At 38.7% G+C, this 15,141-nt stretch carries 22 protein-coding genes and 5 pseudogenes; 8 read left to right on the top strand and 19 right to left on the bottom strand.

Features of this window, described 5'->3' with window-relative positions; genetic code table 11:
- From K6984_RS27835 to K6984_RS27795, 11 genes and pseudogenes are all read right to left on the bottom strand, one after another.
- Window positions 1–217: pseudogene (locus K6984_RS27835) on the bottom strand (hypothetical protein); the annotation flags it as partial.
- A 27-nt stretch (window positions 218–244) separates the two neighbouring features.
- A complete protein-coding gene (locus K6984_RS35255; protein ID WP_263458596.1) occupies window positions 245–373 on the bottom strand; it encodes a hypothetical protein in 129 nt (42 codons plus the stop codon).
- A 31-nt stretch (window positions 374–404) separates the two neighbouring features.
- Window positions 405–704 (bottom strand): annotated as a pseudogene (locus tag K6984_RS36775) (helix-turn-helix domain-containing protein); the annotation flags it as partial.
- A 423-nt stretch (window positions 705–1,127) separates the two neighbouring features.
- A complete protein-coding gene (locus K6984_RS27825; protein WP_221898304.1) occupies window positions 1,128–1,391 on the bottom strand; it encodes a hypothetical protein in 264 nt (87 codons plus the stop codon).
- Between the two features lie 13 nt (window positions 1,392–1,404).
- Window positions 1,405–2,016 carry a ParA family protein gene (locus K6984_RS27820; protein ID WP_221898303.1) on the bottom strand — a complete coding sequence of 204 codons (612 nt, stop codon included), beginning with the start codon at window positions 2,014–2,016 and terminating at the stop codon, window positions 1,405–1,407.
- A gap of 306 nt (window positions 2,017–2,322) precedes the next feature.
- Window positions 2,323–2,823, bottom strand: coding sequence for a hypothetical protein (locus K6984_RS27815; RefSeq protein WP_221898302.1), 501 nt, complete (start codon window positions 2,821–2,823; stop codon window positions 2,323–2,325).
- A gap of 150 nt (window positions 2,824–2,973) precedes the next feature.
- A complete protein-coding gene (locus K6984_RS35250; RefSeq protein ID WP_263458596.1) occupies window positions 2,974–3,102 on the bottom strand; it encodes a hypothetical protein in 129 nt (42 codons plus the stop codon).
- 152 nt (window positions 3,103–3,254) lie between these two features.
- Complete coding sequence (locus tag K6984_RS27810) at window positions 3,255–3,620, bottom strand: hypothetical protein (RefSeq protein WP_221898301.1); 366 nt, start codon at window positions 3,618–3,620, stop codon at window positions 3,255–3,257.
- A 70-nt stretch (window positions 3,621–3,690) separates the two neighbouring features.
- Window positions 3,691–4,626 (bottom strand): replication initiator protein A, encoded by a 936-nt coding sequence (locus K6984_RS27805; RefSeq protein ID WP_221898300.1) that lies wholly within the window; start codon window positions 4,624–4,626, stop codon window positions 3,691–3,693.
- Between the two features lie 363 nt (window positions 4,627–4,989).
- A complete protein-coding gene (locus K6984_RS27800) occupies window positions 4,990–5,565 on the bottom strand; it encodes a hypothetical protein (RefSeq protein WP_221898299.1) in 576 nt (191 codons plus the stop codon).
- Window positions 5,566–5,725: 160 nt separating this feature from the next.
- Complete coding sequence (locus K6984_RS27795; RefSeq protein ID WP_221894617.1) at window positions 5,726–5,923, bottom strand: hypothetical protein; 198 nt, start codon at window positions 5,921–5,923, stop codon at window positions 5,726–5,728.
- 416 nt (window positions 5,924–6,339) lie between these two features.
- Between K6984_RS27795 and K6984_RS36770 the strand changes: the two genes are divergently transcribed.
- Window positions 6,340–6,474 carry a hypothetical protein gene (locus tag K6984_RS36770; RefSeq protein ID WP_420831734.1) on the top strand — a complete coding sequence of 45 codons (135 nt, stop codon included), beginning with the start codon at window positions 6,340–6,342 and terminating at the stop codon, window positions 6,472–6,474.
- Window positions 6,449–6,751, top strand: a pseudogene (locus tag K6984_RS27785) (IS66 family transposase); the annotation flags it as partial. The gene K6984_RS36770 and the pseudogene K6984_RS27785, both read left to right, overlap by 26 nt.
- Window positions 6,752–6,782: 31 nt before the next feature.
- Here K6984_RS27785 and K6984_RS27780 read toward each other — a convergent pair.
- Together K6984_RS27780 and K6984_RS27775 are read right to left on the bottom strand one after the other, a co-directional pair.
- On the bottom strand, window positions 6,783–7,400 hold the full coding sequence (locus K6984_RS27780; RefSeq protein ID WP_230988326.1) for a DNA/RNA non-specific endonuclease: 618 nt from the start codon (window positions 7,398–7,400) through the stop codon (window positions 6,783–6,785).
- Window positions 7,390–7,539 (bottom strand): hypothetical protein, encoded by a 150-nt coding sequence (locus K6984_RS27775; protein WP_221898296.1) that lies wholly within the window; start codon window positions 7,537–7,539, stop codon window positions 7,390–7,392. Before K6984_RS27775 ends, K6984_RS27780 begins: the two co-directional genes overlap by 11 nt.
- Before the next feature lie 12 nt (window positions 7,540–7,551).
- Between K6984_RS27775 and K6984_RS27770 the strand changes: the two genes are divergently transcribed.
- Complete coding sequence (locus tag K6984_RS27770) at window positions 7,552–7,716, top strand: hypothetical protein (protein WP_221898295.1); 165 nt, start codon at window positions 7,552–7,554, stop codon at window positions 7,714–7,716.
- 867 nt (window positions 7,717–8,583) lie between these two features.
- On the opposite strand, the gene K6984_RS27765 is transcribed toward K6984_RS27770, so the two are convergent.
- The 4 genes from K6984_RS27765 to parA form a co-directional block, all read right to left on the bottom strand.
- A complete protein-coding gene (locus tag K6984_RS27765; RefSeq protein ID WP_263458904.1) occupies window positions 8,584–9,147 on the bottom strand; it encodes a virulence-associated E family protein in 564 nt (187 codons plus the stop codon).
- A gap of 86 nt (window positions 9,148–9,233) precedes the next feature.
- On the bottom strand, window positions 9,234–9,935 hold the full coding sequence (locus tag K6984_RS27760) for a replication initiator protein A (RefSeq protein WP_221898293.1): 702 nt from the start codon (window positions 9,933–9,935) through the stop codon (window positions 9,234–9,236).
- A 144-nt stretch (window positions 9,936–10,079) separates the two neighbouring features.
- The gene (locus K6984_RS27755) at window positions 10,080–10,286 is read right to left on the bottom strand and encodes a hypothetical protein (RefSeq protein ID WP_221898292.1); all 207 of its coding nucleotides are present in this window, start codon (window positions 10,284–10,286) and stop codon (window positions 10,080–10,082) included.
- A complete protein-coding gene (gene parA / locus K6984_RS27750; protein ID WP_087870667.1) occupies window positions 10,276–10,917 on the bottom strand; it encodes a ParA family partition ATPase in 642 nt (213 codons plus the stop codon). The genes K6984_RS27755 and parA overlap by 11 nt, the downstream gene beginning before the upstream one ends.
- 193 nt (window positions 10,918–11,110) lie before the next feature.
- Between parA and K6984_RS27745 the strand changes: the two genes are divergently transcribed.
- The 4 genes and pseudogenes from K6984_RS27745 (at window position 11,111) to K6984_RS27730 (ending at window position 13,382) form a co-directional block, all read left to right on the top strand.
- Entirely contained in the window at window positions 11,111–11,293 is a 183-nt protein-coding gene (locus K6984_RS27745; protein WP_221898291.1) for a DNA-binding protein, read from the top strand.
- A gap of 229 nt (window positions 11,294–11,522) precedes the next feature.
- Window positions 11,523–11,651: a hypothetical protein gene (locus tag K6984_RS35245; RefSeq protein WP_263458596.1), complete on the top strand. Its 129-nt coding sequence runs from the start codon at window positions 11,523–11,525 to the stop codon at window positions 11,649–11,651.
- A 154-nt stretch (window positions 11,652–11,805) separates the two neighbouring features.
- Window positions 11,806–12,003, top strand: coding sequence for a hypothetical protein (locus tag K6984_RS27735; protein WP_221898289.1), 198 nt, complete (start codon window positions 11,806–11,808; stop codon window positions 12,001–12,003).
- 880 nt (window positions 12,004–12,883) lie between these two features.
- A pseudogene (locus K6984_RS27730) lies at window positions 12,884–13,382 on the top strand (IS6 family transposase).
- A 25-nt stretch (window positions 13,383–13,407) separates the two neighbouring features.
- Here K6984_RS27730 and K6984_RS27725 read toward each other — a convergent pair.
- Together K6984_RS27725 and K6984_RS31815 are read right to left on the bottom strand one after the other, a co-directional pair.
- Window positions 13,408–14,346, bottom strand: coding sequence for an ISAzo13 family transposase (locus K6984_RS27725; protein ID WP_230988328.1), 939 nt, complete (start codon window positions 14,344–14,346; stop codon window positions 13,408–13,410).
- Window positions 14,343–14,615 (bottom strand): hypothetical protein, encoded by a 273-nt coding sequence (locus tag K6984_RS31815; RefSeq protein ID WP_230988325.1) that lies wholly within the window; start codon window positions 14,613–14,615, stop codon window positions 14,343–14,345. Before K6984_RS31815 ends, K6984_RS27725 begins: the two co-directional genes overlap by 4 nt.
- Window positions 14,616–14,716: 101 nt before the next feature.
- On the opposite strand from K6984_RS31815, the pseudogene K6984_RS36765 reads away from it, so the two are divergent.
- Window positions 14,717–14,915 (top strand): annotated as a pseudogene (locus K6984_RS36765) (DDE-type integrase/transposase/recombinase); the annotation flags it as partial.
- Window positions 14,916–15,141: the final 226 nt, after the last annotated feature.

Here is a 15,141-nt window from a genome sequence, read left to right as displayed (position 1 = left end):
TCTCTAAATTTTTTTTAAAATCATCTTGTTTTTCTTGGCTTTGCTGCGGGTGTTTTGATCGAACGGTTATCCAAACTAAATCTAATCGATTCATTCGCTGAAAATCAGGGAAACGTAGCCTAAGCGAAGTGATGATTTTTAGTCCGCGATAGCCGTAGGGCCGTTGTTTTGTCGGAGTCTGAGCGTTAGCGAAGGTGGAGACAAAATAAAAGGCCATCCGACACGGCGTCAAGTCATTTGGAGCCTATGTTCCGACCCCTTGTTGGGTCGGGACGAGGTGACGAGGACGAATCGGGGCCGCCGGAGGCATAAGTGGTCGCGTTAAGTTTTTGCTGCTTGCTTGGGCTGGGATGCCCAAAACAAGCTTTCGCAAAAATAGCGACTCCCCGAAGGTTGTATACACTATTGAGACAACACTTAACTTCAAACTGGTCTGCAAGTAACTGCTGTATATCATGTCCCGTTATTCGACCACCGGAACGATTTTCTTGAAGTGCAATCACTGCATTTTTAAAATCAATTTCTTGATTCTCCTTAAGCTTTCGCTTTGCCCCGCTTCGGGGTGATTCTCTAAGCCCATCAAGTCCAGAGACTTTAAATCGTTTGACCCATTTTTGAACTGTTTCGGTACTGACACATAAAAATTGTGCAACCTCGTAGTATTCTCGCCCCTCTTGTAGGTGTGCCATTCCTAACCAGCGAATACGAGTACGGGAATGTTTTTCTTTTCGTGCAAAATCATGAAAATCATAATCTTGCAGTTCTATTGGTAACTTTCTTGGACGTGCTATTTTCTTGGCTCTCTTTATCTAAATAGTAAGGGGGAGATTAATTATAATCTAATTACAGCATGAATATTCTGGGATTGGTATTACTCTACACTTAAGTCTTGTTCTAAACTATCAATGTAGTGCTAGCTGTTACATCCAGAGGCTATGCACTTATTATACGAATTCAGGTGATTCAGGGTGGTCGTGTTCTTCACCAAGAATGGTGAAGAGTAGTGATGCTAAGGGTCAAGTGTATTTCCATTACCTACTAGCTCTAATCCATAACTTTATAGTTATAATCATTTATACCTATTAAGTTATATATCTATAAATCTATAAATCTATAAATCTATATAGTTATAAAGATTTAACATCCTCACCATATTTCTTTAAAAGAATTTTTATTGCTTCCTCTGCAAGTTCAGGAGCCTTTTTCCCTTTTGCTTGCTTTTGGTTAAATACAAGCTTATCAAAAGCCATTGCATGCTTTTCTTGTATGTAAAAACCCTTTGTAGCTCTGGCTGGAGCTTTAGCTTCCTTTCTTACCAGTTGTGGAGCCTCTGCATTTGGACGCCTACCTGTCTCTGCTTGTTGCTCTGCTTTTTCATCTACTTCATCCATCCAGCTTGCATCATTACGAGACATTTTTATCCCCTTCATTACCTTCTAAAGCATCAGTCAAAATAGCACCTAATATTTTTAAGAAATCATTTCGACGATCTTTAATTTTATAAGCTTTATTCATTTCTTTATCGAATATGCTTATTAATTGAGCATCAGCACGACTAAAAACACCACTTGCAGGAATTTCTAAGGCTCCTTTTTCTACAAGTCTTTTAGCAGTTTCCCGCTCTTCTGTTCTATGGTGCTGCGCATCCGTTACAACCGTTATTATTTCTTTTCCTGCCTTTTCAGCAATTGCCTTAGCATCCACATAAGTTTTATATTGAGTTCTTGCCGGTTTTACAGGCATCAACAAAAGTCGTCCTTGTGGTAACTCCCAATCACTAGCTTGATGATCTATCAAAACTAAATTAGCATCTGGTTTGCTTTTAGGGATTGCTGAAATAACATCAAAAGGTAATCGCCCAGCTTCATAAATCATACTGGAGGTGCCTTGGGGATCTTGGCAAATAACTAAGGGCTTTAAACCCATTTCAACGGCTGCAGCTGCAAGATTAATAGCAATCATGGATTTACCCTGTCCACCTTTAGGATTCCAGATGTTTACAAGTTTAAATGTCATTGTTCTTTAATGTAGAGTTATAGATGTTTAAAAGTATATAGTTTATAAGACTATAAGTATAGATGTTAAAAGCTATATATTTATAAAAGTATATAGCTCTATAGCTATGCAGCTTTATATTTATATAATGCTCTAGCCGACGACACCTGAACGCTAAAAGCCCTTATAGTTAAGAATCAACAATAAGATGATGCTAAATCTTGTAAGTGTTTATTGTTGCAATAAACATAACGGAGGATTTTGGCGGGTGGTATAAATTCCTTTGGCATACAACTCATCTTTAAATGCTCAAAGGTATGAACTGCTTTAGTGAATCGTTCCCTGTTCTTTTTCATACAAACTTTCAAGTAAATTTAACGATGCCAACATTATGTTTTGAGTCATCTCTATGTAAGGAATACGAGCAGGATGTCCATTAGCATAATCAGCAATAGAGTCTTTTAATACATCGTAAAATTTACGCTGCACAATCTCAAGCTGGGGCAGGGCAGTTTTATTTTTCTTTATAGCGATCATACCAGTTTCAATCTCACTCATTTTGGCAATGATCCACTCTTCGGTTTGAGGATTAGCTTTACCAAAAGAATAGCTATAAACGCACAAAGAATCAAAACATAAATCCATAAAGTAAGCGCCCATATCTTTATTATTTTCATCAATAATACTTGAGAAAATATTGAAAATAGTTCCAGCTAGGGCAGGTTGCTCAATATGAAAATCAGTAAGGATTTTTTGTCCTTCGGTTTCGTTGAGATTTCGTGCGTAGGTGATGGCTGAATAGAGGTCTTTGTCTGATAGTGGGGTCATACGCTGAAAATCAGGGAAACGGAGCCTAAGCGAAGTGATGATTTTTAGTCCGCGATAGCCGTAGGGCCGTTATTTTGTCGGAGTCTGAGCGTTAGCGAAGGTGGAGACAAAATAAAAGGCCATCCGACACGGCGTCAAGTCATTTGGAGCCTATGTTCCGACCCCTTGTTGGGTCGGGACGAGGTGACGAGGACGAATCGGGGCCGCCGGAGGCATAAGTGGTCGCGTTAAGTTTTTGCTGCTTGCTTGGGCTGGGATGCCCAAAACAAGCTTTCGCAAAAATAGCGACTCCCCGAGTATGTTTTTAAGTTTTTATTTGGCATTGATTTAACTTACTCAAAATAAGACTAAATCCAATAAATATCAACTGAGTATGTATATTCGCGTTACTTTTCGTACGAATGGACTTCAAGCCCATAAACTAGCTAGATTTAACAAAAATAGGGGCTATTACAAAATTCTGAATTTCTTGCTACTAATAATTTCTTAAAATTAGATATTTCATTGACCGTCTTATCATTTACTTTTTCATAGAAAATAATTTTATCAATCCCTGAATTTTCATAGTATCTACGAATATACTGAAGATCTCTCTCAACTTTAAAATAATTATCCGTTGTTAATTTTTTGTACCTTTCCATATCGTTATACGCATAAACAATATGAGGTTCATGATAAAAAGCTTCTATTTCAGCATCAAATTCAGATTTTTCTCTATTTACACCTGATGAAGTAGAAAATGCAACCACTATAAAAATTGAAGCTGCAATAACTAACATTGGGATAAAAGTATTCACTTTGAACTCCTAATTTGTAAAACAGTTATTTGTTAGTGTAATCCCCCCAAACTTCTTATAGCTTCTAAGCTCACCCTTTCAACGCATCCCTCAATCCCTTAATCCTACTCTCAGCCTGATCATAACTTTCCCCAGGCCTAGCATACTTCTCAACCGATTTTTTACTTACATACTTAGGTAGTTGTTTGGGCGCTTTGCTTTCTTTAGGTGGCTCTTTTCGTGTAAACATCACAACATCATTTTCCATTGATATGTTGTATTCAGGCAAATGGTTTGTTTCTGCTATTTGCTTTATATTAAAGCGTAATAATTTCATCTGCGATGTAATGCCAAGCTTTTCTTTTAGGTTAGTAAGGCTAATTTTCCACGTTACTTGATTACCGCAGTGTTTTCTAGCTAACTCATAAAGTCTTCTTTCTGTGGGCTTCCGTAACCTAAAATAACCCCTATCAATCGTTAAAACAGCATCACCTAAAATAGAGCTATAAAACCAATCAGACAGCTTTACTTCAATTGCTAACGCTTTTCCTTTGGTGTCTTCTTTTACAACTTCCCAGCTATCAATTAAACCAAATTCCTTTGTTACTTCTTTCCCGTTGGTCTTAATATTGGTTTGAATTAACGTACCGTTAAGCCGCCCTAACCCTTCTTTTAAAAGCTTATATTGAGTTCCACCTAGGCTTTTATTAGTTGAAATAATATAATCGTAACTGGTGAAACGTACCGTTTGAGAGATACTCTCACCTGAATTTTTAGCACTCATCAATGCACTGGCTAAGTACAATAAAATATCTTTATCAAAAATAGTCGCAAGTCCTGTATAGCTTGGCTTTATTTTAATTGTTGTGTCATTACGTTCATAAACAAGCATTCTATGGTCTGGCTTTTTAGATAGCGAAAAAACAGGATGCTCCATACTTGCAATATCATCTTTGAATGAATCAAAAACATCACAAGTAAAAAAGTCTCTTTGTTTATGTCGATCAGGGAGTAAGAAATCAGCCATTTTTATTGGTATATCAAAAACCGAGAATGTCCCAATATTACTCTAAAAGTATTGGTATATCAAAAACTTTTATGTAAAAATACACGTGACTTAAAGAAAAATTCTTCTGAATCCCTACCTTGTAAAAGTCTAACCCTTATTGTAAAAGTCTAACCAAGGCATGTAAAAGTCTAACCTTTTGTTGTAAAAGTCTAACCAAACCTTGTAAAAGTCTAACCTGTTTTTTTTTAATGCCCTGATTGTAAAGGCCTACAGAGCATATTTACACTCTGTAACATCTATTAACTATCTATTAACTTATCTAACTTAGATTTTATTTTTTTATTTATTAAAAAGCTAAGAAAACACACTTTTATTTTTAGGTTATCTTTTATTATTTTCTGCTAACTTCTTATGCTGCAAACAAACCCGAATCATTAGCCCATTTTGAATAGAATCTACCTTAGCTGGTTTACTGCACCGCTCACCAGTACCTGTAATCGCCATGCAATCATATTCTCGGTGTAATAATTCATCATAAGTGTGCTTTAAATACCGGCAACTCGACTTTAAGCTTTCTACTTTACTGTCCGCATGCACAGCCTTTAAATGCTCTTTATCGCGCTCCTGAACAAGCTTTAAGCCAATATTTTCTCTTTCTATTAACTTAGCTTCAATAATCAGCTTCTCAGCTTCTAATTGTAATATTTTTTCTTGTAAATCAGTAACAATGCTGACGGAAGCAGGATCATTGTATAAGGTCGTTTGTTGTTTTGCATCTTGATTATTTGTAACTATAGTCAAGTTATTTAATGCACACCCTTTTTTATATTGGTCTTTTAAATCATTAATTAACGGTATTAATGCCTCATCAACACGCACAACACGCGTCTTATTAGTTTCTTGAGCTTGTTTACGTCCTGCTCCTTCGCGTTTACCGCCCCAGTTCGATGGTGTCATTATTGAATTCTGTTACATTTAATCAAGTTGATTTATTGTAACAGAATTCAATTTAGGATTTTTACCAAAGTATTACCCTTTATTACATCCTCTAGGAATGACCCAAGGGTTAGATTTATCGTAACTACTCAGCGTACGCTTAAAATCAGGGAAACGGAGCCTAAGCGGAGTGATGATTTTTAGTCTCTGGTAGGCGACAGGGCAATTCGCTGATCCGAAGTGCGCTAGTAGCGCGCGAGGGAGGCAAGAATTGCATTCCGAATAGCCGTCCAGCCATTTGAGGTAGACTTAACTGAGCAGGGTTTTGTGCGTAGTTGAGTAGTTGAGACGGACGCAGGGCGACCAGGGCATCTCCCATTCGCTGCGTAGGCGAATGAATGTTGGTGACAGGAGTCCCAGAATGTTGTGAGGTAGCATGGCGCGCCTGAATAATTAAAAAAGTTCTTGACAGGGTTTTAGTCTGGTTTTTGTGATTTTTAGTAAACTGCCCAACAGTCGATTAATCCACGCTTTATTGCTTCTATCGCTATAGTCATCACAAAATGTCCCCTTAAACATCTACGGCCTCGAAGAACTTTTTTATTCGCCTTACAATCGCTTAAAACAAGGAAAATTCGGGATTTAAAACCCATGAGATAATAAGCCTGTCCTTAAAGCAATACAGGTTACCCTTTGAAAATAGACTTCATCGATGTTGATTCCGCAATCAGTCATGCCAAACAGTTACTTGAAACTGAGCGTGATATATCGCCTGCGCTAAAATCAGCACTGGAAGTGATTCTATTATTAGTCACGGTATTACTCAATGGAGTGACACTGAACAGCAAAAATAGCAGTAAACCACCTGCAAGTGATCCCAAACGTAAAAAAGGGAAAAGAAGTAAAACGGGAGCGAATAAAACGCAGTAAAGCTAGAAACTTACTGGAAAGGCTGATTAATTATGAAGAGGATGTCTTGCGCTTCATGACAAATACCTGGGTGCCATTTACCAATAATGCCGCAGAAAATTCGATTCGGATGACCAAGGTTCAACAGAAAATATCCGGCTGCTTTCGTAGTACCAAGGGTGCAGAGATATTTTGTCGTGTCAGAGGGTATTTATCAACGTGCCGTAAACAAGGTCTAAGTGCAACTCAGGCAATGACCTTGGTCTTTGAGGGAAAGTTACCTGAATTTGCTTTATAATTTCATTGAACTACTCAGCTTCGCTGAGTAGTTACGATTTATCATACTTAGTAAAATCAGCTACGGGAACCATTTCGCCAGTGACTCGTTCAATCTCTTTAATCGAAACAATGTAAGCATCGGATTTTTTACGTGTCGCTTCTTGAGAGTTAGGCACAATCCAAGCAATCGCGCGTTCATTTGATCCAGTACCTCGAATAATTACCTTCCAGAATGCACTCGGTGTTTTTACACCATGTGATTTAACAAAATAATCATCATCCGGATTATTACCCCAGATCACACCACCAATAATTAATAGATCAGCTATATCACGATAGCATTCGGTAATTTCTTCCGTCATGAGCCAAGCACCACGATTCATATTAGCCGCTTGTGGCAGAATATTAGTCATCGTGTTAGAGGCTTTAATCGCTGACTTTGAGTAGTCTAGGTGATTAGCCGGGACTAGGTGGCCCCGATCATATCTTTGATCTTTTGCTTTGTAGGTTTTAGCTGAATATTGCTGGCATTCTTTAGGTACTTTTGGATCAAGATAAAAACGACTGCTGCGTTTAAAGTTTCCGATATCACGTTGCGCGTTATATCTAAATTTCACTGCCCCGCGTTTTTGACAATCTAACCAAATTGTAAAGCCTTCATAATCCAACTTCATTCGCTGTCAGCCCCGGACGGGCTGATAGTCTCCAGAAGGCGCAGGGAAATTTGCCAATCCGAAGTGCGCGATAGCGCGCGAGGGAGGCTAAAATTTTATCCCGAATAGCCGTAGAGCCATTTGTGGTAGCCATGACTGAGCTGCTTTGTGCTCAGTCTGTGGCGGACGCAGGGCGGCTGGAGCATCTCCTGTTCGCTGCGTAGGTGAACGAATTACGGCGACAGGAGTCCCGGAATTTCGTGAGGTAGCATGGTGCGCCTGTGTTTTTACAATTGAATCCGAGTACTCTAAAAAGGAGAACTCACAGTAAATATGGCGCGGCAGCTCTTCGCTAAGGCGCTTTATATCGCTTTTAAGGCACTTTAACAGCTAGCCCCTACTATACACACCAATTAAGGGTTTTGTGGGTTTTGTGGGTCTTTAAGAGGCATACATGCCCGCCAATAAGCGATTGACTAATTGTGGGTATGTGGTTTGTTATAGCTGTTACAGAAAACAAAGATTAAACGGTAAACCATTTCAAAATAAAGAGTTGGCTTATTGCAACAAGCAACAGTATTCTGGGGACTCTTTGCCCTAGGGAGGAAGTAACTTTTTAAACTTCATAATAAAACGCTATTTAGTGTGCAACATAATATAGATTGTACTATACCTATAATCCTTTTATAATCAAAGACTAGGGTTACTGTCACGTACAACCTATGGATATTTATACGAAATCATTGCATTTACAATTTAGGGTTTTATAGTTACCCCTCTTTGGCCGCCTTTCTTGGAGCTTTTTTTATTGAACATCTACGGTCAGCGGATTTTCAGAAGTATCCAGTTCAGGGAAAGCCACAGCTCTCAAGCGTTTATTCATCTCAGCTTCAAAACACACCATGTTCTGGGGCAACACGCACATGACTTCATTTCAACTAATTATTAAACGTGAATGAAATCAATTTCTTGCTCAATTAGGATAAATTATCATGGTTGGGAAAACCATAGTTTCCCTTTGGGTTTAATTACTGCAATCCCTTAAACTGTATAATATAACCAATCGCTTGTTCATCAGAGCAATTTGAGTAGACCTTTAATTTAGCGGACTCTCAGCCCTAGTGGGAAGTAACTTTTTTTAGCGTATATCCGGTATATTCATATTCCCTTATATAAGAAAATACAAGGGAATCTGACTCTAATGGATTGAGCTATCAGCTTTACTTAAAGGCGGCATAAAATAAACCCTCCTATTGTGCTTCACATTAAGACCCTTTAACACTTTTTTTACAGCCATCTGGTTCGACCTGTTAGTTATTATACTCTCAGGCAACTCATTGATTATCTCGGAGTTAGTCATTTTAATTGTTCTATTACTAAGTACCTCACCCGTTTTGTCATCAGTAAACTCAAACACCTCCAAAACTATATCTTTCAATGACCTATTGTCAGGATAGCCTAAGATTTCCGCACGTAGAGCCTCTTCTTCGGGCGTAAGCCACCATTGCTCCCCATGTGTATAGGCATGCCATATAAACGCCCACAAGTCTGTATAATCAAAATTAGAAATACGTGAATAATCTAACCGACCTTTAGCAATAACGGGTAGAAGCCTTCTATCCAACCTAGCACCTTTGGGTGGATATTCTCCCTCAACAGAAGTCATACACGATACATGCCTACGTATGACTGTAGGTTTTCTAGCGTACGTTAATCTTATTTCATCCACCTCTTTTGCCAAAAATCCTTTTAACTCGGACAGCCCTTTTTTTAATTTTGACTTAACTTATCCACAAGCTCAACGCATTGTTTCAATAAGTTTATATATGTTTATATTGTTTAAAGAGTTTAGAGTCTGCAAGTATTTGAAAAAAAAGGATAAAACAGGTGTTTCAGCGGGTCAACTACGGTTTTAGGCGGGTCAACTACGGTTTTTGATATATAAATATCTAAATCCTTTTTTCTACCCTTCCCAGTTTCCTTATAAATTATGGTGTATTCTTTTATTGGGTCTTCTTTTAGATCATCTATATTTTTTAATTTATTCATTTGTCTAACAAGATGCGAAACCATAAATATAACAATATCGTAATCAAAAATAGTAGCTAAACCGTATTCCCACGAACCTGTTACCGTTATTTTAGAATCGTTTAAATCATAGGTTATTGTTGAAAACCTTGGTCTTTTTCCAAGTCCAAAAGGGTTTATATCCATAAGGCCATAATCATCTTTACAAGGCATATCAAGTATAGGAGTATGAAAAATATCAGTTTGCTTGCTATCCTCTCGCTCCTTTCTAAAATTTCTCTGGGTCTGAGAAAGTAAAGATTTTCCTGTTTTTTTGTCAAAAAGCGCGGTTTTTCTTAATAATTCAATCCAAGTCTTTGCACCATCCGAAGCATAAAAATGTTCGTTTTTGTCTTCTGCCATTTTCTTTTTACCTTTATCAAAATATCGTGGGTCGCTTGTATCATAATAAGGCATAAGTAAAGCGTCCTTATCATCCTTGGCACTAAAATCATGTACACATGCCTTTGAAAATTCAATCATGGTATGACCTCCTTTTTAGTGGTTCATTTTCGGTTCAATGGTTCAAAGTGAGTCAATGAAATATTTAATTAAACCATTAAATACATAAATAATTATACAATTAAATAAGTAAAAGAATAAGCAATCAAAGACTTAAATAAATATTTAAGTCTTTATGTATTCTTTCATGTGTTTAATAAAGGCATCCGTCATGCTCTCCCCACTCTTCAAGGCTTCCATTTTATAGCCCTGTTGCAATTCTTTAGGTACTTTAAAAGTCATAGTAACTGTTTCACCACTATCAATTTTCATTGCTTCTTTGATAACTTGCTCTTTGGGCGTTAATTCTTTGCGTGTTGGTTTAGCTTTCATTGTTCAAAATCTCCATAATTTCAGTGGTCAAGTTTTCGATTTCTTCCAGTGCATCAGCGTTTTTTCCGCTGTGTACAGTCAACCCCTCCCCCATTGTCTGCTTGTAGATTTCCCTACTATATAAAACAGTGTCCAAGGGTTTAAAGCCGCTTTCTTCTGTGGCTGGCCTGATTTCTTCAATTAACTTTGTATTTTTGGTTGCTGCATTAATAATAAAACGGGTTTCGGGCTTGCCCTCTGTAACTTCATGCCTTGCGGCTATGGCCTCGGTTATATCGGAAGCCCCCCATATATCAAGCGCGGACGGTGCAACGGGTATTAAAACAATATCGGCGGCTCTAATTGCTGCCCCTGCCATTTTTTCGGCCTTGGCTCTTCCGTCAATAATGACAAAATCATAAGGATCTTTTACGCCTTCAATATCCTTTGTCAGTGTTTCACGATCTAGCCCAATAACAGAGACAAGCCCACCATCATTTGTTGCGCTCCAGTCCCGTAAAGAGCCTTGCGGGTCACTATCCACCATAAGGACGCTATGCCCTCGGTTAAGGATAGAAACCCCTATATTAGCGGCTATGGTCGTTTTTCCTACGCCGCCCTTTTGGTTCAAAATTGCAATAACTTTACTCATAGCCTCATCTTTATATAATTACATAATTAAAAACATAAATAATTATAACATTAAAGATTTATAAAAGTAAACACATAGAAATGTATTTACATCTTTAATTTTTTAAGTAAATAATTACATAATTAAGTAAGGAAAATAATCCTATTTTTTTGTAGTAATATTACTACTTCCTACTACATTAATTAGGTGATTTATGGAACGCAAAAGCAAGGTTACACAAGCGGCGGTAAATGCTACTTGTAACCATGTGCAGGACGAAAACAAAAACGTGACTGTAAACGCCGTTATAGGTGTTATAGGCGGGTCTTTCTCTACCGTGGGTGATATGGTCAAACTCTGGCGTGATGAACAGGCCGCGCATTCTGCAAATGCCTGAAAGCGTTAATCAAGCCATGAATAAAGCGGCCTTTGATATTTGGGCGGCGGCCTCTGGTCTGGCTGGGGAATCTGTCGAACGCATCCAGAAAGAAGCAGGGGACGCGATAACCAAGGCAAAGGCCGAACTGTCAGAATATGCGGGGGAAGTCTCACGGCTAGAGCGTGAATTAGAGCAAGCTAATTTAAAAACTATTGAGCAGATAAAAAAGCATGGGGAGTCGCTATTTTTGCGAAAGCTTGTTTTGGGCATCCCAGCCCAAGCAAGCAGCAAAAACTTAACGCGACCACTTATGCCTCCGGCGGCCCCGATTCGTCCTCGTCACCTCGTCCCGACCCAACAAGGGGTCGGAACATAGGCTCCAAATGACTTGACGCCGTGTCGGATGGCCTTTTATTTTGTCTCCACCTTCGCTAACGCTCAGACTCCGACAAAATAACGGCCCTACGGCTATCGCGGACTAAAAATCATCACTTCGCTTAGGCTCCGTTTCCTGATTTTCAGCGAATGAAATGCAGGAGGCCGCCGTTAAGACTATAAGCGAAAACGCGGGGTATGTTGCACAGCTAACCGAAAAAGATAGCCAGCTATACAGCCTTAAAGCTGATTATTCCAAGCTACAAAGCGAACTTGTGGAGATTGCCAAGGCTGCAAATAAACCAGCCAGAAAACCAAGGGCAAAAACAACACCTAAAAAGGCGGCTGAATAGGGCAGGGCGGGGAAATTAAAAAGGATTATCTAACCCTAAATAATAACCCCCGCTTTCTTCCTGATCCTGCAAATCATTAAGTAATGCTTGGTTTTCAGGCTGTTTAATATTGTCCTCTGCGAAAGGACTTGTTTACGGTTACAACATGCTTATCTCTTCTGATAAAGAAATAAGCATCTTGGCGTAGGAGCTATTTCCGCACCAACCTGATAGTGTATCATAAATATAAAGAAGCCTCAATGTTTATTTTTTCATTGGGGCTTTTTATTGCCTGCCATTAACGTTCCTAGATGTGACAGTGAACCTATTTTTCTTGTGCGACCACCCTGCAACGCGCGGTGTAATAAGGGTTTAATGACCTGCCTCTTTTAAATCACACACTAAGGACATAGTTTAACTTTTAATAAAATGAATGCTAACGACAAGAAAGAAATAATTAATGCTGGCGCGGATAACATGTACAAACTAGCTGGCACTGTAATTATGATGGCTAACCTTGGTTTTATACCCACCAGAATTAAAAATCCTTATATTTTTTCCATGGACACCTATCTTGTTACAGGGCTAGCTGGCTACTCAAATGGAAAGAGGGTGCCTTTGAAGCTGAGCATATGAACCACCTTTTATTGAAATTGAGAATTATGATAGCAGATAACGTCGGGAAGGGGGATTTATGCGGCAGAACCGTAAAGAGTCCCCAGGCAATACTCATTAAATGATTTAGTCCTTGAAGGGCTGGATTTGTGGCTTGCATCTATTGGAAAACCGAGTATTGCAGAGCTTATAAAAGAAAATAAATATTGATTTTTCAATATCATAAAATCATTATTCTATAATACTTTTATATTGGTTCAATAAATTTCAATAAAAGGTGGATCACATGCTCAGCTTCAAAGGCACTCACTTTCAAAAAGATGTCATTCTTTATGCTGTTTTCTTTTATGTCAGGTATGGCGTTTCGTATCGCGACCTTGAAGAAATTATGGAAGAAAGAGGTGTTAAAGTGGATCATGCTACGCTCAATCGTTGGGTTATCCGTTATTCTCCTGCCATTGCTGTAAAAGCTAAATCTCAGAAACGAGAAACCAATAAATCGTGGCGCATGGATGAAACGTATATCAAAGTGAAGGGGTCAGTGGACCTATTTATACCGAGCTGTTGATAGTCACGGGGATACGCTTGATTTCATGCTTTCTGAGCACCGTGATGAAGAGGCTGCAACCGCATTTTTCAAACAAACGATTAACAATAATGGCTTTCCTGATAAGGTCGTTATGGATAAAAGTGGCGCTAACTATGCAGGATTAGCCAATATTAACCTCTTGTTAATCCTCGCTGGGTTTGCCACTATGATTGACATATTACAAGTTAAGGAATAAGCACGAAACAACTTCCCGATATTAATTATTCTTGAGGAATTGCACGGTAATTCCATTTTAGTAAATGTGTATCAAATACAATCGGCATTATTTCTTTGAAGTCAGCGGCATATTTTCGTCCTGTCTCGTATATTTTGTCGGGTATGTGAACAATTGTTGTTAGTCCTTTTGACGTTGATGTTCTAGAAATCAATGTTTTAACTGTTTCAACCGAGTCAAATACAACACCTTCACAAGCACGAGTCACATGAGGAAAAAAACGATGTTCAATGGGATTATACTTGGAGGTATAAGGAGGATAGTGGGCAATCCTAATTTCCAATCCAAGTGCATTCGCAGTCTTTTGTAAATCTTCTTTAAAAATGTAGTGCCGTGAGCTGTTACTCCCTCCACCATCGCAAAGGATCAACAATGATTTTGCTTTAGGATAATGAATAATACCCTCGTTTACCCACCATTGAAATAAGCTATCACAGGCAAATTCACTGGTATCATGACTCGTTCCAAGCGTGATATATCCTGTGTTTCGTTTGAGGTCATAAAACCCATGAGGAATAACACTGCCTGTTGCAGAGCTAGGGAAATCATGATCATTCGTTTGAATGGCTGCTTGTGTATAGAGCGATCCATTACGATAAAAAGTACCCAATAACTCTTTCTTTTTGGTATCCATACTAATAACAGGGTTTCCCGCATCCAGGTAGTCCTGCTTCAATTGGGTAATATTTTCAAATTGAGCATTGCAGTCAGGATGACCACCCATCGTAATGTTTTTCTGGGCTTTGCGCTTAACATATTCATGTTTTTTTAATAAATATCGAACGATATTACGACTGACAGAATAACCCTTTTTTAATAAATCACTGACGATTTCACGCGGCTTTAGATAAGTCCACCTAATAGATGAATTCATTGGATTGCCTGCTGTATGCTGTTGAAGAATATCTAAAAAGTCTTGATCTATTCCACTGTATTCAGGGGTAGAGGTCTTTTTTTTCGACCGCCTCCAGGTTGTCTGATTCCTGTTATATCCAGTTCTAATTCGGTGAGTTCTTTTTTTCCTTGGCGGATAGTTTTTGGGTCACACTCTAATAAAGCTGAAATAGAGTTAACGCCACCATGAGATAATTTTTCACTTTCAATGGCGACATACCGTCGCTTATTTTTTTCACAAAGTGAGTCATAAAATTTCTTCATCGACTTTTCGATATTTTTTTTATAAGGAAATGACACAAGACAACCACTGAGTAATAAATTAAGATAACCTTAATTTAGGGGAGATATTTCATTATTCAAGCTTGGCTGCTTCAGGAAGTTATTTCGTGCACATTCCTAAATATTTGAATAACATCATCGAACAGGATCATCGCTTTATCAAAAAAATAACAAAACCGATGATGGGCTTTAAAGCGTTTCACTCCGCCCAAGCAACAATTGATGGATTGAAACGCACATATGATCCGAATCGGGGAGTCGCTATTTTTGCGAAAGCTTGTTTTGGGCATCCCAGCCCAAGCAAGCGCAAAAACTTAACGCGACCACTTATGCCTCCGGCGGCCCCGATTCGTCCTCGTCACCTCGTCCCGACCCAACAAGGGGTCGGAACATAGGCTCCAAATGACTTGACGCCGTGTCGGATGGCCTTTTATTTTGTCTCCACCTTCGCTAACGCTCAGACTCCGACAAAATAACGGCCCTACGGCTATCGCGGACTAAAAATCATCACTTCGCTTAGGCTCCGTTTCCCTGATTTTCAGCG

It is taken from the genome of Bathymodiolus japonicus methanotrophic gill symbiont (assembly GCF_019721995.1).
Classification (GTDB): Bacteria; Pseudomonadota; Gammaproteobacteria; order Methylococcales; family Methylomonadaceae; genus Methyloprofundus.
This window is presented reverse-complemented; position numbering and strand designations above follow the sequence as displayed.